The following is a 15,631-nucleotide window of genomic DNA, read 5'->3' on the forward strand; positions in this document are numbered from 1 at the left end:
CACGTAAAGCGCTCGATACGCTATATCGACCGTGGCGAAGCCGCTGCGATTCCGGAAGTCGAACGAACACTGGACCGAGGGCCGCGTCCGATCCGAGCTGCTGGGCCCCCTCGACGCCAACCTCGGCGCGACGATGAGCCGCCCGTGGTACAAACAGCCCGACGGCTACGATGCGCGTCGATTCGAGATGGACAACGGCGATCTGGCCCTGTTCGCCTGGACCGACGGGACGGGCTACTGGATGGGCAACACCGAGACGCCGAGCACCCTCTGGCGCACCGAGAAGTACACGTTCCAGGAGGTGCCCGAACCGCTCTCGGCGTGGGCAGAACGGGAGCTTCTCGCGCAGTTGCACGAGGAGTCCCCTTGGCTGGCCGATTACCCGACCATCTCCCGCTTTTTCCTGCCCGTCCTGCTCTCGAAGGACGGCCGGCACACGACCCGGGAGTTCCTGCGGGACCACGCCGCGGGCTTCCCCGACGCCGATCCGGACGCGGGCCTCTCCTACTACGAGGAGTTCCTCGCGACCGGCGCGTTCGACGAGCGCTACGAGATGGCGTCGAAACTCGGGACGAGCGAGCGCCTCAACGTCGGCCGGATGCGCTCGACCATGAGCGAGTTCACCGTCGCCAAACTGCTCTTCGAGGCCGGCTACGACGTCACCCCGGAGATCGAGGTGACGACCGGTCACTCCATCGACTTCCGCGCCGACGCCAACGGCGAGGGCCTGCTGGTCGAGGTGACCCGGCCCCAGCCCCCCTCGGAACGGGCGGCCTCCTCGCCGACGAAGTCGATCCGCGAGACGGCCGAGACGAAGGTCAGCGGCCAGCTCGAATCTCACGAGGGCGGGGTCACCCTGTTCGTCGACTGTTCCTCCTTCGCCGACGACCACTGGGCGACCCTGATGGACCGACGCCCGGAGGTCCGCCACCGCCCGGCGGTCGTCTTCCGGGCCTGGCCCGACGGCAGCGTCGAGGGCTACACCAAGGGCTCGGTCCCGCTGGATCTGCCCGACGGGATAGACACGGAGTGAACCGCGGCCGTCAGGCCTCTGCGACGACCTCGAACGAGCGCTCGCCCATCTGGTTCTCCTCGAAGACGAACACGCGGCCGTCGGCCCGGTCCAGGTCGGCGTCGACGACGATCCGATGCTGTTCGTTACGGACCGTCACGCCCGGGAACACGGTCGTCTGCTCGTCCAGGTCGAGCATCACCCGGCCGACGCCGGTGTCCCGGAGGATGTCGGCGTGAGTCTTCAGGTCGTTGACGTAGGTCAACACGCCCTGCTCCTCGCTCGCGTCGGTGACGAGGACGTGCACGTCGCGGCCGGGCGCGGTCCGGAGCGGCGACTCGCGTTTCTGCGGGACGCCGCGGTAAAAGGCCTCGCGGCCGTCGGTGTACCGGACCTCGATCCCGTCCTCGGTGAGTTCGATCGGCAGGGTCTCGGGCGAGACTTCCTCGCGGGTGGTCATACCTCGACGTTCGGGCGCGGGGGCAAAATCCCGTCGGACGCCCGGTCGCAACCATCACAGGTAAGTACCGAGATACGAGAGGAACTGGTGATGGAAGGCCGGGCACAGGCCCCCGCGGCAGGGACGGTGTTGAACGCCCTCGCGACCGGGACCGGGTCGGCGTTCGCCATCGACGCCTACACGACGGCGACCGTCGAGTTGCGATCCGACGAGGGCGTCGACGGCGAGATCGCCGACGCGCCCGACGCGGACACCCGCCTGATCGAGCGCTGCGTCGAACTCGTGACCGACCGGTTCGGCGACGGCCAGGGCGGACTCGTCAGCACGGAGAGCGAGGTGCCGATGGCCTCCGGACTCAAGAGTTCGAGCGCCGCAGCGAACGCGACGGTACTGGCGACGCTGTCGGCGCTCGGGGCCGCCGACGAGATCAGCAGGGAGGACGCCTGCCGCATCGGCGTGCAGGCCGCTCGCGACGCCGGCGTCACGGTCACGGGCGCGTTCGACGACGCGAGCGCGAGCATGCTCGGCGGCGTCACGGTCACGGACAACGACGAAGACGAACTGCTGGCCCGCGAGGAACGCGACTGGGACGTGCTGGTGTGGACGCCGCCAGAACGGTCCTTCTCCGCGGACGCGGACGTCGATCGGTGCCGACAGATAGCCCCGATGGCGGACCTGGTGGCGGACCTCGCGCTGGACGGCGACTTCGGCCGGGCGATGACGGTCAACGGGCTCGCTTTTTGCGCGGCCCTGGACTTTCCCACCGATCCCCTCGTCGAGGCCATGCCCCTCGTCGAGGGCGTCTCGCTGTCGGGGACCGGTCCGAGTTTCACTGCGGTCGGGGAGCACAGCGCGCTCGAACAGGTTGCGGAACGCTGGCGGGAACGAGACGGCAACACATGGCTGACAACGACACAGACCGACGGCGCACGGACGAGATGAACCTGGACGAACTCCGCGAGGAGATCCGGACCATCGACCGGGAACTCGTGGAGTTGATCGCACAGCGCACCTACGTCGCCGAGACCATCGCCGCGGTCAAGGACGAACAGGGCCTCCCGACGACCGACGAGGAACAGGAACAGGCCGTCATGGACCGGGCCGGCGAGAACGCCGAGCGGTTCGACGTCGACTCGAACCTCGTGAAGGCCGTATTTAGATTGTTGATCGAGCTCAACAAGGTCGAGCAGCGAGAGTCGCGCTGATCGGAACCGCCGATCAGGCGCCGGCCATCTGCCGGCAGGTCTCCGCGCAGTCCTGCAACACGTCGGCGCAGACCTGGCAGTGGTCGGCGTCGTGTTGGCTGCACTCCTCGGCACAGTCCTCGCAGGCCTCCGCGCAGGCCTCGGCGAGGATTGCGCTGTACGCCGACCCGCGGGCCATGAACCGGGCGTGCATCGAGGTGAGGTCGGCCACGTCGCGACACAGACGGGCACACTCCTCCATCTCGGGGTCGCCGAGACACTCGTCTGCGCACCACTCGCAGACGTCCGTGGCCTCGTTGCAGTTCTCGACGCACTCGCGCTGGTCGTCGCTCAGGCTGTCGATCCGGGATACGGTTTCTGCGAGTGACATTGCACCGTAAGCGTTGGCGAGGGAGTCGCGTAAGCCGTCTGCCTGCCACTGCAGGCCCGCCGGACTGATCCGCGGTCGCCCTGCGTGAGGTCGGCCGGGACCGACAGGTACGACAGGCCCACGCCCGAAGTCGGGGGTATGACGGACGGCGACACCGAGGCGACGGGGAACGGCATCACCGCCCGCTACGACGAGACGGCGGCCGAGCGCGTCCTGACGTTCGAGCGCGACGGCGCGACGGCGGTCGTCGCGCAGAACCGCGAGGGCTACGCCATGCTGAAGGTGCGCCCGTCGCGCGACGGCGACGAACTAGAGCGATACTACGGGTTCGACATGGCCCTCGACCACGCCGCGGAGTTGCTGGGCGTCCGGCCGACCGACCTGCCGGTCCCCGACGCCGCCGCGGACATGGGGATGTGACTCAGGGGTCGAGGACGGCCCCGACGAGTCGGGCCTCGGTCCGGCGCAGGAGGTCGTTCGCGGTGCTTGGAACACAGCCCAGTTCGGTCGCGATCTCCTCGTAACTGGTCCGGCGCGGTGTCTCGTAGAAGCCGAGTTCGTAGGCGGTCCGGAGCGCCTCACGCTGGCGGTCGGTCAACTGCGCCAGCGGGCCCACGTGGGCCGGTTCGTACTCGCGGAGCCGGTCGATAGTGAGGTCGAAGTGCTCGCTGGCGCGGGCGTGGGCCCGCTGGATGTCCTCCATCCGCCCGGCGACGGTGATGTCGACCCCCTCGTCGGTCCACTCGAAGGGGCCGTCGATCACCAGTGTGAACTCGTCTGCGATGTCGAGGAGTTCGCCCATGAGGTCGCTCCGCTCGGCGAGGATGAACGCATAGAGCCAGGGCCCGTCCGTCTCGACGATCTCGTACTCCCGCACGGTCTCGTCGCTGTCCAGTGCGTCCCTGACCGTCGCCGGTTCGTCGGCGCCCAATCGGTAGAGGACCGACAGGCCGCCGTCGTCCATCCACTCGATGTTCAGGACCGCGTCCCGGGTGACGCCGGGCGTCTCCGCGAGCGTGTCATCGACGCCCGGAAAGGCTCCCCCCGGCGGTTCGAGTCTGATATCGGTCGCTTTCATGCGTGCTCCCCTCCGCGCGATCGGGTCCGTCGGCTGTGACGCCCCGCGGGACCCCCGTCCCGTTCCGCGACGGATATGGCCGAAATAAATCGGCAGCACTGGCAAAACCCTTCCGGTGTTTCGCGGCGGCGTCGCGTCGCCGCGGGAGGGAGGTTTTTGTGCCGGGCCGGCGTCGAACGTGACCATGCGACCGGGCTTGCTCCTGCCGCCGGCCGACGTGATGGACCCGACAGGCGTTGCGACCACGGCCGAAGAACTCGGCTACGGCTCCGTCTGGATGCCGGAACTGTGGGGCAGCGACGCCTTCGTCCAGCTTGCCGCCGTGGCCGAAGCCACCGACGAGGTACGTCTCGGCACCGCGATCGCGAACGTGTTCTCCCGCTCGCCGGCGGTCCTGGCCATGGCCGCCGCGACCGTCGACCGCTACGCCGACGGCCGGATGGTCCTCGGGACCGGCGTCAGCACCGAGAAAGCCGTCGAGGACCTCCACGGCGTCGACTACGAGAACCCCGTCCGGCGCGCCCACGAGAGCATCGCCGTGGCGAAACGGTATCTCTCGGCGGACGACGAGCGCGTTTCCTACGAGGGCGAGTTGATCCAGGTGCAGGATTTCGAGCCGCTGGGTCGAGAGGTGCCGATCTACCACGCGGCGCTCGGGCCGGCCAACAGGCGCGTCGTCGCGCGGCTGGCAGACGGGTGGATCCCGCACAACGTCCCCTTCCCCGATCTGCCGGACGCGTTCGCCGACATCGAGGAGACGGCCGCCGAGGCGGGTCGCGACGCCGAGGAGATCACGGTCGCTCCCTACGTGCCGTCGGCCGTCAGCGACGAGGATCCCGAGGCCGCCCGAGACGCGATCCGTGGACACGTCGCTTACTACGTCGGGAACGCCGAGGGATACCGAAACGCCGTCGCGAAGCGATTCCCGGAGGGGGCCGAGACAGTCACGACGCAGTGGCGCGAGGGCGACCGGAGCGGCGCCGCCGACGCGGTCACCGACGAGATGGTCGACGCGCTCGGGGTCGCCGGGACGAGCGAGCAGGCTCGTGCGCGCCTGGACGAGTTGCTGGAGGGGGTCGTCGACCTGCCGATGATCACCGTGCCGCGGCAGGCGGCCGGCGAGATGGCGATGGAGACGATTCAGGCGCTCGCGCCGGACGCCTGAACGACGTCGGCGCCGAGAGCCGGGCGGCCAGGCTGGCGACGACGCACTCGCTCACGAGCGATCCGACCCCTCCGGCGGCAGGCGCACGACTTCCAGCCAGAACGCCTCGAACCGCTTGATCGTCTCGATGAACTCCGCGGGATCCACCGGCTTGGTCAGGAACGCGTTCGCCTGCAGGTCGTAGGACCGGACGATGTCCTCCTCCGATTTCGAACTGGTCAGCACGATCACGGGGATCAAGGAGAGATCGGTGTCGCCCGCCCCGATGTCCGCGAGTACCTCGTCGCCGTCCTTCCGCGGCAGGTTGAGGTCGAGGAGGACGACGTCCGGCCGCGGCGCGTCGGCGTACTCGCCGCGCTGGTGGAGGAAGTCGAGCGCTGCGACGCCGTCGGTCACCACGTGGAGCGTGTTGGCGATGCGACTCTCCTCGAAGGCCACCTGGGTGAGCCGAATGTCGCCGGGGTTGTCCTCGACGAGCAGGATGTCGGCCGGTTCGGCCGACCGGATCCGGTCACGCATCGCCCTCACCCACTGCCGGGAGGGTAACGGTAAAGGTCGCCCCCTCGCCCGGAGCCGAGTCGACCTCGATGTCGCCGCCGTGGCGTTCGACGATCCGCTCGCACAGCGACAGCCCGATTCCGGACCCCTCTGCGCTCGCGCCCTCGAGGCTCTGGAACACCTCGAAGATGCGGTCGGCATCGTCCGGATCGATGCCGACTCCCTCGTCGCTGACGGCGATCCGCCACCGGTCACCGGCCCGCTTCGCGGCGACGTGGACCCGTGGCGACTCGTCGCCGCTGTACTCGATTGCGTTGTCGAGCAGGTTCTGGAACAGCTGGCCGAGCTGTTCGGCGTCGCCCACGACCCAGGGGAGGTCCTCGGCCGTGATCTCGGCGTCGTGCTCGTCGATCTTTACCTGCAGGTTGTCCCGCACGTCCGCGAAGACGTCGTTCAGCGCGACGGGTTCGAGCGGGTCGCCGCGGGAGTCGACCCGCGAGTACTGGAGGAGGCCGTCGATCATGTTGCGCATCCGATCGGCACCGTCGACGGCGAACGCGAGGAACTCCCGGCCCTCCTCGTCGAGCGCGTCGCCGTAGCGACTCTCGACGAGCTGGAGGTAGCTCGACACCATCCGTAACGGCTCCTGCAGGTCGTGCGAGGCGGCGTAGGCGAACTGCTCCAGCCGTTCGTTCGACGCCTCCAGTTTCCGCTCGTACTCCCGACGGTCGGTGACGTCGCGGAAGTACACCGAGATGCCGGTCTCGGAGGGGTAGAGGTTCGCCTCCGCCCAGAAGTCGAGCGCCTCGTGGTAGAACTCGAGGTTGACCGGCTCCTGGTCGTTCATCGCGGTCTCGAAGGCCCGCCGGACCTCGTCGTCGTCGGAGACGTTCGGGAAGACTTCCCAGAGCGTCTCGCCGAGGAGTTCCTCCTCGGGATGCTGGAGGAGTTCCTGGGCGCGTTCGTTGACGTGCGTGAACTCGAACGCCTCGTCGACGGCGTAGAACGCGTCGGAGATCCGGCCGAGGATGCGCCGGAGTTCGCTCTCCAGTTCCTGCTCGTGGCGGTACCGGTCGGTCATGTCCCGGGTGACCTTGAGGTAGCCACGGTGGGTCCCGTCGTCACCCCACACCGACGTGATCGTCACGGTAGCCCAGAACCGGCTCCCGTCCTTCCGGACGCGCCAGCCCTCGTCTTCGGCGGATCCGGTCTCCGTCGCCGCGGCGAGGTTTCGGGCCGGAACGCCCGCCTCCCGGTCGGCTTCCGTATAGAAGGTCGAGAAGTGCTCGCCGAGAATCTCGTCGGCCTCGTAGCCCTTGATCGCCTTCGCGCCCCGGTTCCAGCTCGTGACGTGGCCGTCGGGGTCGAGCCGGAAGATGGCGTACTCCTCGACGGCGTCGACGAGCGACTGGAACCGTTCCTCGGTCTCCCGGAGGGCATCCGCGGTGCGTTCGGTGGCACTGACTTCCGAGTGGCGTTCAATCCGTCCGCCGGGCGATGCCCGTTCCGTCTGCGCGGTCAGGGCCCTGGCGACGCCGCAACTCCCCCTGAACTCACCGTCCTCGATCAGGAGCGTGCTCCGTACCTCGAACGGGATCGTGTCACCGTCTGCGGTCCGGACGTCGACCTCGTCGGTCGACGTGGGCTGGTCCGCGCGGAGGCGGTCCGCGACCGATCGCTCGACGCGGGCCAGGGCCTCGTCGGTGAGCAGGCGTCCGACGTGCTCGCCGAGCAGTTCCTCGCGCGAGTAGCCCGTCGTCGCCGTGATCGCCTCGTTTACCGCGACGAAGCGGCCGTCGGCGTCGAGCTGATAGATGCCGTCGTCGACCGCATTGATGAGGGTCCGGTAGCGAGCGCGCGCGTCCGCGTCGTCGGCCTCGTCCCAGAAGGTCCCCGCAGTCGCGCCTGACCGTGAACTCATGCCCGTACAGAACCCCCGGAACTGGATAAGCACTCGGACGTCCTGAGATCGTATTGCAGACTTTCTCGTCCGTTGTGTGCGCTTCGTTTGCCAACTGGAAACAAGCGGTCAGGCACCGCGACGAACACCGTCCGTGCGCGTCGACGGGCGGAGCGATCCTAGTGGGACGGGAACCGCGCGCCGCTCAGTACGTGAACAGGTCGACGCCGCCGGTGACACCCCACCTTTTTCTCCTTGGGTGCGACGCGGTGCGCCGCACCCGCGTCGAAAAAGCTGGACCAAAAACGCCCCGCTCGCTTCGCTCGCGGGCCGTACACAGGGATCAGTACGTGAACAGGTCGACGCCGCCGGTGACGCCCATGACCTGCCCGGTGATGTACTCTGCCTGCTCGGAGGAGAGGTAGGCGACGAGGTTGGAGACGTCCTCCTCGCTGCCGAGCTTGTCCATCGGGGTCGCGCGGGCGATGTCGGCCCAGTGCTCGTTGATGTTCTCGAGCTGGTCGTGGGGCAACTCCGCCAGGTCGCCGACGACGATGGTCGGCGCGAGGATGTTCGAGGTGACGCCCTTGGGCGCGCCTTCGAGGGCAAGCGTCTTCCCGAAGCCGATGAGGCCGGCCTTGGTCGTCGAGTAGGAGATCTGGCCGTACCCGCCCTCCCACCCGGCGAGGGAAGACATCGTGATGATGCGGCCCCAGCCGCGGTCGCACATGTTGGGGAAGATCTCCTTTGTGATGTTGTACGTGCCCGTCAGGTTCACGGAGAGGTCGCGGTCCCAGATGCTCGGGTCGAGGTCGCCGACCGTGCCCACGGCGTCCACGAGACCGGCGTTGTTCACGAGTACGTCGACGCCGCCGGTCGAGTCCTGGAGGTCCTCGACGACCCCAGCGACCTCCTCGCGGTCGGTCAGGTCACATTCGAGGGCGATGGCGTCGCCGCCGTCCTCCTCGATCTGGTCGGCGACTTCCTTGGCGCCGTCCTGGTCCACGTCGAGGACGACGACTTCCGCGCCTTCCTCGGCCAGTGTGAGACAGTCCTCGGTTCCGATGCGGCCCGCACCCCCCGTAACGAGGGCCGTCTTGTCGTCAAGTCCGAAGTCCATTGCAACGTGGTGTTTCCTACCCTCTTTGTTAACAGTTTGTCCTCAGAAGGGAGGGGGGTTTATGAGGCCGACCCCGAACGCCGTCGAATTAGGGCGGTAGCGGGCCGTTCCGCTCGCCGGTCGACCCGTGATGATCGGTACCCCTCGCCGATCAGTTCCCGTCCCCGGTCGCGTCGTCGGCCGAACGCACGCCGACAACGTCGAGCAACTCGCGGTGATCCGCGACGGCGAAGTCGATGGCCTCGTCGCCGTCGACCCGGTAGCCCTCACGACCGATTTCCTCGGCGCGCTCGAAGGCGGTGCCGTTGTAGGCAACTGTGCGGATGCCCATCTCGGACGCGCCCTGCATGTCGTGGTCGTAGCGGTCGCCCACGTGTATCGCACCGGCGGGATCCACGCCGGCGCGGTCGAGGGCGTCCTCGAACATCCGGCGGTCGGGTTTCTTGTAGCCGACGGCCTCGGACGTGGTCACGCCGTCGAAGGAATCGTCCAGGCCGAACAGGTCGAGCATCCGGTGGGCCTCGTCCGTGTCGATGTCGGAGACGATCCCCAGGTACAGCCCTGCCTCGTCGAGCACCTGGATCGTTTCGACGACGTTCGGTTCCGGTTCCATCGCGGCCTTCGTCGCCTGCAGGAAGCCGGGTTCCCAGTCCTCGCGGGTCACGTCCCCGTCGACGATGGCGTCGAAGGCCTTCTGGTACCCCTCGGCGGCGGACATGTACTCCGTCCCCTCGGCCGATTTGAAGTGCTCGCCGAGCGTCTCGCGCCAGGTCTCCAGGGCGGGTCCCGGCTCCAGGTCGTACTCGGCGGCGAACGCCTCGAGATAGTCGACGTAGCCCTGCCGGATCGAGGGGAGCGAAACGATCACGCCGCCGATGTCGAAGAAGACGGCGTCGTACTCGGTCATGCCGTCTCGTAGCGGCGGACGCCGTGCTCGTCGGTCTCGCCGGTCACGACGCCCTCGGCCTCGAGGTGGGCGAGCGCGCTCGCCGTCTCGATGACGAGGTACTCCATGTTCCGGTCGCCCGAGCGCTGGTAGGCGATGTCGACGGCCGTCTCGCCGCTCCCGTTCTCGAGGGCCTCCGCCGTCCGTTCGAGCAGGTGGTCGAGCCCCTCGCGGTCGCGCTCGACGACCTCGTCGAACTCGGCGTGGGGCTGATCGTGCCCGGTGAACACTCTGTCGACGTCACGCTCTCCCAACCGATCGAGGGCGGTGTAGAACCCGCTGATGGCGTCCTCGTACCCGTGGTCGAAGCCCTTGTGCATCGCGACCGGGCGGAACGTGCCGAGCGCCATGTCGCCGGAGAAGAGGACGCGGTCCCCATCGAGTTCGGTCCGGTAGCAGAGGTGGTCGGCCTGGTGGCCGGGCGTGTGGATCGTCTCGGCGGTGAGCGGGCCGATCTCGACCGTCTCGCCGGCCGGGAGCCAGTGATCGACGGCGTCGCTCGGGAGCAGCCCCCGGTCGCGTTCGAGCGACTCGACTGACATCTCGACGGCCTTGTCGAGGAAACCGCCCTGGACGCCGGCGAGGCGGGCGTTCTCGCGGACGGCGGCCTCCAGTTCGTCGACGTCGCGCTCGAACCGCTCCTCGACGCCGGCCGGGGCGTAGACCTCCGGGTCGGCGGCGTCGAGGACGGCCGGCACCTGGCCGACGTGGTCGGTGTGCGGGTGGGTGAGAACCAGGTGCTCGACGTCCGCCAGTTCGTAGCCGTGCTCGGACAGGTCCGCGATCAGTTCCTCACGACGGTCGTCCCCGGCCATGCCGGTGTCGAAGAGGACGGGTTCGTCGCAGTCCACGAGATACCCCGCCACGTTCCCCGGTGGCCAGTCCACGGTCGTCTCCAGTCGGTGAACCGAGTGGGACTCCTGCATCTGCTCTCCTCGCTCGTTCATTTCCGAGTACGAGAGCCTTCCGACGCTTAAACCTTACCCTGAAAGACAACGATGGTAGTATTCGCACGCCCCACAGTTAACAGAGCCGTTTATTTGAGGCCATTTATTTTACAATCTCAGTGGGAAGGGGTTGCGGTGGGCACCGCGACCGCGCGTATCGGTCACTCGTCGGGCCCGAGTTTGTACTTTTGGATCTTGCCGCTGGTCGTCCGCGGGAGGTCGTCGACGAAGGTCACCTCTCGCGGGTGTTTGTACTCGGCGAGTTCCGTGAGGGCGAACGCCTGGATCTCGTCTTCGGTCACGTCGATGCCGGGTTCGACGTCGCGATGCGGGACGACGTAGGCGACCGGGACCTCGTTGCGCCGGTCGTCGTCGACGCCGACGACGGCGGCTTCGGACACGGCGTCGTGTTCGCCCAGTAGTTCCTCGACCTCGCTGGGGTAGACGTTGTACCCCGCCGTGACGACGATGTCCGTCTTCCGGTCGACGATCTCGTAGTAGTTGTCCCGGTCGCGCCGGGCCACGTCGCCGGTCCGGAAGTAGCCGCGCTCGGTGAAGGACTCGGCCGTCGCCTCGGGCATGTCGTGATATCCCGTCATCACCTGGGGCCCGCGGACCAGCAGTTCTCCCTCCTCGCCGGGGGGCACTTCCTCGCCGGACTCGTCGACGATCTTCGAGTCGGTCATCTGCAAGGGCTGACCGACGGTCCCCTCGCGGTGGCCGAAGGCGGTCTCGACCTCGGTGTGGGTCGCCCCGGCGGTCTCCGTCAATCCGTACCCCTCGGTGATCTTGACGCCGGCGGTCTCCTCGAACTCGCGCTGGACCGCGACGGACATCTTCGCCCCGCCCTCGGCGGCGACCTCAAGACTGGACAGGTCGTACTCGCCGAAGGCGTCGTCCTCGACCACGTCCACGTACATCGTCGTGACGCCGACGAACTGCGTGATCCCGAACTCCTCGATGGTCGCCATCGCGTCGGTCGGGTCCCACCGCATCGCGCTCCGGAGGTGGAGCGACCCGCCGAACAGCAGGGGTTGCCACCCGCAGTGAACGAAGCCCGTGATGTGGTACATCGGCAACCAGATCAGGCTCTTCAGTTCGGCCGGCGTCACCGGCGCTTTCTCGTCGTCCTCGCGGAGCATGTCGAGCCCCTGCGCCCGCAGGTTCCGGTGGGTCAGGAGCACCCCTTTCGGCCGACCGGTCGTCCCGCTCGTGTACGGCTGCAGCGCCACGTCCTCCGCGTCGCGTTCGACGTGGGTCGGCTCGCCGGCCACGTCGTCGACGTGGTGGTCTTCCTCGGGGACCTGCTCGCGGTCACCGGCGGTTATCACCACGGGGTCCAGATCGGTCTCCGCGAGCGCGTCGTCGACGGTGCTGCGGAGCCACCAGTGGGTGATGATGGCCTCGGCGTCGGTGTCCTCCAGTTGATAGACCATCTCGCGGGGCTTGTACTGGGGGTTCATGAAGGAGACCGGCGTCCCGGCCTTCAGCCCGCCCAGCGCGGCGATCACGTAGGCCGGGCAGTTCGGCAGGTAGAGGACGATGCGGTCGTCGGGCGCGAGCCCGAAGTCGTGCAGTCCGCCCGCGAATCGCGCTGCCCGATCGTTCAGCTCCGCGTGTGTCAGTTCCTCGCCGTCGGCCTCGATCGCGAGGTGCTCGCCGTTCACCGCCGCCGTCCGGTCGTGCAGTCCCGCGGCGTTCCCGGTGAGGGGCTCGGCCCCGAGATCGTCGAAGTCCATGCCGGATGCTATCACACTTCCCGTGTAAAACCTGCCGACGGCCCTGCACGGCCTTTTTTACCCCCGCAGGGACTCCACCGGCCGTTCGTTGGCTGCCCGCCAGGCCGGGTAGACCCCGGCGACGAGGCTCGTCCCGACGCCGAACGCCACCGCGCCCGCGAGATAGAGTACGGAGGCGGTCGTGAACGCGAAGGGACTCCCGAGGAAGACGGCATTCGCCGCCACCACGACGAGTAGCGCCAGCGCGACCCCGGCGGCCGCCCCGATGGCACCCAGCAACACCGCCTCGGCGAGCAAGATTCGGACGACGTCGGCCTTCGAGTACCCGACCGCCCGGAGGACGCCGATCTCCTCGCGGCGCTTGGTCACCGACATCAGCATCGTGTTGGCGATGGAGACGCCGGCGACGAGCAGGGAGAGCGAGCCAAGTCCCGCCAGGAAGGCGTTGATCCCGTCGACGATCGTCCTGAACAGGCGCACCAGCGAGGTGAACTCGAGCACCAGCAGGCTGTCTTTCCGGCCGTTGAACTCGTCGCGGAGTCGCTCGGACGCCGTTTCGGCCTCCTCGACCGACGCGGTCGTCACCCGGACCTGACTGTACCGGCGGTCGTCGGCCGTCGCGATCGGCAGGAACACCTCGTCGACGCCGAAGGCGGCCGTCTCGGCGAGCACCGCCCGCACCCGGTAGGTCTCCGTCACCTCGACCGTCCCGGACTCGCGCTCTACCTCTTCGACCAGCGTGATCCGGTCACCGGGCGCCAGTCCGTGCCGGACGGCGAACTCGTTGGACAGGACCGCGCCGTCCCGCCAGTGGCGCGGAATGCCACCGGCCGCGACGTCGTAGAGGAGTCTGGGGTCCTCGATGTAGGTCGACGAGACCGACTCCCGTCGCCCGGGGCGGCGCCGGTACTCGACGGTTCTTGAGTTGGTCGCCACGACGGTCGCGGGATCGACGGTCTCCTCGATCGCCCGCACGTCGTCGTCGTCGAAGTAGTCCGTCTCCCTGTCGAACCCGGGCGCGACGTAGACGTTCGTCGCCCCCTGCTCCTGGATCCGGTTCAGCTGGCTCTCCTTGAACGCCGCGCCCCCGGCGCCGATCGCACCGATGGCGACGACGCCGATCATGATCGCAGCCGCCGCCAGGATCGACCGCGTCCTTGCCCGGGAGATGTTCCGCCGGGCGATCAATAGCGACGGGAACCGGCCCACGAGTTCGCGCAGCGGGTTCACGGGCGGTCACCCCCGACGGTTGTCGATGTCCGAATCATCAGTCGAGCGCCTCCACGGGTCGCTTGTTCGCCGCCTTCCACGCCGGGTAGAGTCCCGCGACGAGCGCCGTCGCGACGCCGAAGAGGACGCCGAGAGCGACGTACCGCAACCCGGTCGCGGTGAACGCCAGCGGATCGCCAAGCAGCAACTGGTTGATACCCGCGCCGATAGCGAGCGCGATCGGGACCCCGATGGCGCCCCCGACCGCGCCGAGGATCGTCGCTTCGGCGACGAGCAGGCTGACCACCGCTCGCTTGGGGTAGCCGTACGCCCGGAGGACGCCGATCTCGCTCTCCCGCTCGATGGCGGACATCAACATCGTGTTGGCGATGGTGACCGCCGCGACCAGCAGCGAGATCGCGCCCACGCCGATCAGGAACCGGTTGACGGTCCCGAAGAACTCCTCGAACTGCTCGCGTTGCTCCTGGACCTGCTCGACCCGGACGCTCTCCTCGCGGGCGTTGAACTCGCCCTCGATGGCCCTGGTCGCCGCGTCGACCGACCCGGCCTCGGTGTCCACGCGGACGATCGCCTGCCCGTAGCCGGCGTCCTCGAACTGCGTGGGCGGTAGGAACACGGTCTGGTCGGCCGACAGCGGGTCGGAGAACCCCTGTGGCTGCAGGACCGCCGCGACCTCGAAGCTCCGGTTGAGCTCGCCGTAGACGCTCACCTCCAGCCGGTCGCCCGGTTCGATGTCGTTGTCGTCGGCGATCCGCGACCCGACGACGACCGTCCGGCGCCAGTCGTCCGGAATCTCTCCCCGCGACGCGTCGTAGAACGCACCGGGGTCGCCGAGGCCCTTCACTTGGGCCGTCACGATCGTCTTCCCCGATTCGGTCCCGACCAGCGAACCCGACGGCTCGACGACCGGCAGGACGATCGCGCTCTCCGTCACCTGTTCGATCCTGTCGAGGTCGGCGTCCGTGAGTTCCGTGTTCGTCAAGTTGCCGTCCTCGACGCTGATCACGGGCTCGACGGTGGCCGTCCCGCCGAAGTCCTCGTAGGCCTCGAGCTGATCCTGTTTGAAGGCCTCGCCACCGGTCCCGATGGCGCCGATGGCGACCACGCCGATGACGACGGCCACGACGGCGAGCGCCGAGCGGGCCGAAGCGCGCGAGAGGTTCCGCCGCGCCAGCGCCAGCGTCGGGACCCGGCTCGTCAGCCAGCGGATCGGGTTCACACCTCGGGTCCCTCCCGAAATGTCGGCCGCGGGCTCTCGCTTTCGTGGATGCGGCCGTCGATCAGGTTCACGACGCGGTCGGCAGCCTCGGCGACGTAGTCGTCGTGCGTGACGGTGACGACGGCCACGTTCTCGTCGGCGCGGAGTTCGTCGAAGAGGTCGAGGATGCTGTCGCCCGTGTCCCGGTCGAGGTTCCCCGTCGGCTCGTCGGCCAGCAGGATGTCGGGGTCGTTGATCAGCGAGCGGGCGATGGCGACCCGTTGTTTCTGCCCGCCCGAGAGCTCGTCGGGGTAGTGATCGAGCCGGTCGCCAAGCCCGACGCGTTCGAGCAACCGGGTGGCCCGCTCGCGGGTCGCCGTCGGCGTCCGGTCGAGCATCCGCGGCATCTCGACGTTCTCCAGCGCCGTGAGCGTCGGGATCAGGTAGAAGCTCTGGAAGACGAAGCCGATCGTCTCCTTTCGCTTCCGGGTCCGCTCGCGGTCTGAGAACGTCGACACGTCCGTCCCCCTGAGCAGCACGTCGCCGCTCGACGCAACGTCCAGCAGGCCGAGCAGGTTCAGGAGCGTCGACTTCCCGCTGCCGGAGGGGCCGACGACCGCCACGAAGTCCGCGGGCGCGATGCCGAAATCGACGCCCTTGAGGGCCCTGACCGTCTGACCGCCCGTCTCGTACTCCTTGACCACGTCCGTCCCGCGGATGATCGAATCCGGCGGGATCGTCCGGTCCGCCGCGACCTCCAGCG

The 15,631-nt window shown here is 68.4% G+C and carries 17 protein-coding genes; 5 read left to right on the forward strand and 12 right to left on the reverse strand.

All coding sequences use genetic code 11. The features are described from left to right. Positions 1–31: 31 nt before the first annotated feature. On the forward strand, positions 32–1,033 hold the full coding sequence (locus U5918_RS01720) for a DUF5784 family protein (RefSeq protein WP_335999008.1): 1,002 nt from the start codon (positions 32–34) through the stop codon (positions 1,031–1,033). A 10-nt stretch (positions 1,034–1,043) separates the two neighbouring features. On the opposite strand, the gene U5918_RS01725 is transcribed toward U5918_RS01720, so the two are convergent. Next, a complete protein-coding gene (locus U5918_RS01725) occupies positions 1,044–1,472 on the reverse strand; it encodes a DUF5796 family protein (RefSeq protein ID WP_335999010.1) in 429 nt (142 codons plus the stop codon). Between the two features lie 90 nt (positions 1,473–1,562). On the opposite strand from U5918_RS01725, the gene U5918_RS01730 reads away from it, so the two are divergent. Together U5918_RS01730 and U5918_RS01735 are read left to right on the forward strand one after the other, a co-directional pair. Next, the gene (locus U5918_RS01730) at positions 1,563–2,414 is read left to right on the forward strand and encodes a shikimate kinase (protein ID WP_335999012.1); all 852 of its coding nucleotides are present in this window, start codon (positions 1,563–1,565) and stop codon (positions 2,412–2,414) included. Beyond that, complete coding sequence (locus U5918_RS01735) at positions 2,372–2,677, forward strand: chorismate mutase (protein ID WP_335999014.1); 306 nt, start codon at positions 2,372–2,374, stop codon at positions 2,675–2,677. Before U5918_RS01730 ends, U5918_RS01735 begins: the two co-directional genes overlap by 43 nt. Positions 2,678–2,690: 13 nt before the next feature. Here U5918_RS01735 and U5918_RS01740 read toward each other — a convergent pair whose 3' ends face one another. Continuing rightward, complete coding sequence (locus U5918_RS01740) at positions 2,691–3,047, reverse strand: four-helix bundle copper-binding protein (RefSeq protein WP_335999016.1); 357 nt, start codon at positions 3,045–3,047, stop codon at positions 2,691–2,693. A gap of 138 nt (positions 3,048–3,185) precedes the next feature. On the opposite strand from U5918_RS01740, the gene U5918_RS01745 reads away from it, so the two are divergent. Then, on the forward strand, positions 3,186–3,467 hold the full coding sequence (locus U5918_RS01745; protein ID WP_335999017.1) for a DUF7111 family protein: 282 nt from the start codon (positions 3,186–3,188) through the stop codon (positions 3,465–3,467). Between the two features lies 1 nt (position 3,468). On the opposite strand, the gene U5918_RS01750 is transcribed toward U5918_RS01745, so the two are convergent. After that, on the reverse strand, positions 3,469–4,125 hold the full coding sequence (locus U5918_RS01750; protein ID WP_335999019.1) for a helix-turn-helix domain-containing protein: 657 nt from the start codon (positions 4,123–4,125) through the stop codon (positions 3,469–3,471). Positions 4,126–4,309: 184 nt separating this feature from the next. On the opposite strand from U5918_RS01750, the gene U5918_RS01755 reads away from it, so the two are divergent. Continuing rightward, on the forward strand, positions 4,310–5,290 hold the full coding sequence (locus U5918_RS01755; RefSeq protein ID WP_335999020.1) for an LLM class flavin-dependent oxidoreductase: 981 nt from the start codon (positions 4,310–4,312) through the stop codon (positions 5,288–5,290). 51 nt (positions 5,291–5,341) lie between these two features. On the opposite strand, the gene U5918_RS01760 is transcribed toward U5918_RS01755, so the two are convergent. The 9 genes from U5918_RS01760 to U5918_RS01800 all read right to left on the reverse strand — a co-directional run bounded on the left by U5918_RS01760 (position 5,342) and on the right by U5918_RS01800 (position 15,629). After that, positions 5,342–5,809, reverse strand: a complete 468-nt coding sequence (locus U5918_RS01760) for a response regulator (protein ID WP_335999021.1) — start codon at positions 5,807–5,809, stop codon at positions 5,342–5,344. Continuing rightward, positions 5,802–7,709: a PAS domain-containing sensor histidine kinase gene (locus tag U5918_RS01765; protein WP_335999023.1), complete on the reverse strand. Its 1,908-nt coding sequence runs from the start codon at positions 7,707–7,709 to the stop codon at positions 5,802–5,804. The genes U5918_RS01760 and U5918_RS01765 overlap by 8 nt, the downstream gene beginning before the upstream one ends. 322 nt (positions 7,710–8,031) lie before the next feature. After that, positions 8,032–8,808: an SDR family NAD(P)-dependent oxidoreductase gene (locus tag U5918_RS01770; protein WP_335999025.1), complete on the reverse strand. Its 777-nt coding sequence runs from the start codon at positions 8,806–8,808 to the stop codon at positions 8,032–8,034. 151 nt (positions 8,809–8,959) lie between these two features. After that, the gene (locus U5918_RS01775; protein ID WP_335999027.1) at positions 8,960–9,715 is read right to left on the reverse strand and encodes an HAD family hydrolase; all 756 of its coding nucleotides are present in this window, start codon (positions 9,713–9,715) and stop codon (positions 8,960–8,962) included. Further along, complete coding sequence (locus U5918_RS01780) at positions 9,712–10,701, reverse strand: MBL fold metallo-hydrolase (protein WP_335999029.1); 990 nt, start codon at positions 10,699–10,701, stop codon at positions 9,712–9,714. Before U5918_RS01780 ends, U5918_RS01775 begins: the two co-directional genes overlap by 4 nt. A gap of 161 nt (positions 10,702–10,862) precedes the next feature. After that, positions 10,863–12,440, reverse strand: a complete 1,578-nt coding sequence (locus tag U5918_RS01785) for a class I adenylate-forming enzyme family protein (protein ID WP_335999031.1) — start codon at positions 12,438–12,440, stop codon at positions 10,863–10,865. A gap of 57 nt (positions 12,441–12,497) precedes the next feature. Further along, positions 12,498–13,670, reverse strand: a complete 1,173-nt coding sequence (locus U5918_RS01790) for an ABC transporter permease (protein ID WP_335999033.1) — start codon at positions 13,668–13,670, stop codon at positions 12,498–12,500. A 37-nt stretch (positions 13,671–13,707) separates the two neighbouring features. Further along, positions 13,708–14,889 carry an ABC transporter permease gene (locus tag U5918_RS01795; RefSeq protein WP_335999035.1) on the reverse strand — a complete coding sequence of 394 codons (1,182 nt, stop codon included), beginning with the start codon at positions 14,887–14,889 and terminating at the stop codon, positions 13,708–13,710. Further along, positions 14,886–15,629: an ABC transporter ATP-binding protein gene (locus U5918_RS01800; protein WP_418771357.1), complete on the reverse strand. Its 744-nt coding sequence runs from the start codon at positions 15,627–15,629 to the stop codon at positions 14,886–14,888. The genes U5918_RS01795 and U5918_RS01800 overlap by 4 nt, the downstream gene beginning before the upstream one ends. Between the last annotated feature and the right edge of the window lie 2 nt (positions 15,630–15,631).

This window comes from Halorientalis sp. LT38 (genome assembly GCF_037031225.1).
In the GTDB taxonomy this organism is placed as follows: domain Archaea; phylum Halobacteriota; class Halobacteria; order Halobacteriales; family Haloarculaceae; genus Halorientalis; species Halorientalis halophila.

Bases quoted from the DNA above. Each gene is read 5' to 3' on its own strand.
- U5918_RS01725 (WP_335999010.1), bottom strand. From the start codon at position 1,472: ATGACCACCCGCGAGGAAGTCTCGCCCGAGACCCTGCCGATCGAACTC.
- U5918_RS01730 (WP_335999012.1), top strand. From the start codon at position 1,563: ATGGAAGGCCGGGCACAGGCCCCCGCGGCAGGGACGGTGTTGAACGCC.
- U5918_RS01735 (WP_335999014.1), top strand. From the start codon at position 2,372: ATGGCTGACAACGACACAGACCGACGGCGCACGGACGAGATGAACCTG.
- U5918_RS01740 (WP_335999016.1), bottom strand. From the start codon at position 3,047: ATGTCACTCGCAGAAACCGTATCCCGGATCGACAGCCTGAGCGACGAC.
- U5918_RS01745 (WP_335999017.1), top strand. From the start codon at position 3,186: ATGACGGACGGCGACACCGAGGCGACGGGGAACGGCATCACCGCCCGC.
- U5918_RS01750 (WP_335999019.1), bottom strand. From the start codon at position 4,125: ATGAAAGCGACCGATATCAGACTCGAACCGCCGGGGGGAGCCTTTCCG.
- U5918_RS01755 (WP_335999020.1), top strand. From the start codon at position 4,310: ATGCGACCGGGCTTGCTCCTGCCGCCGGCCGACGTGATGGACCCGACA.
- U5918_RS01760 (WP_335999021.1), bottom strand. From the start codon at position 5,809: ATGCGTGACCGGATCCGGTCGGCCGAACCGGCCGACATCCTGCTCGTC.
- U5918_RS01765 (WP_335999023.1), bottom strand. From the start codon at position 7,709: ATGAGTTCACGGTCAGGCGCGACTGCGGGGACCTTCTGGGACGAGGCC.
- U5918_RS01770 (WP_335999025.1), bottom strand. From the start codon at position 8,808: ATGGACTTCGGACTTGACGACAAGACGGCCCTCGTTACGGGGGGTGCG.
- U5918_RS01775 (WP_335999027.1), bottom strand. From the start codon at position 9,715: ATGACCGAGTACGACGCCGTCTTCTTCGACATCGGCGGCGTGATCGTT.
- U5918_RS01780 (WP_335999029.1), bottom strand. From the start codon at position 10,701: ATGAACGAGCGAGGAGAGCAGATGCAGGAGTCCCACTCGGTTCACCGA.
- U5918_RS01785 (WP_335999031.1), bottom strand. From the start codon at position 12,440: ATGGACTTCGACGATCTCGGGGCCGAGCCCCTCACCGGGAACGCCGCG.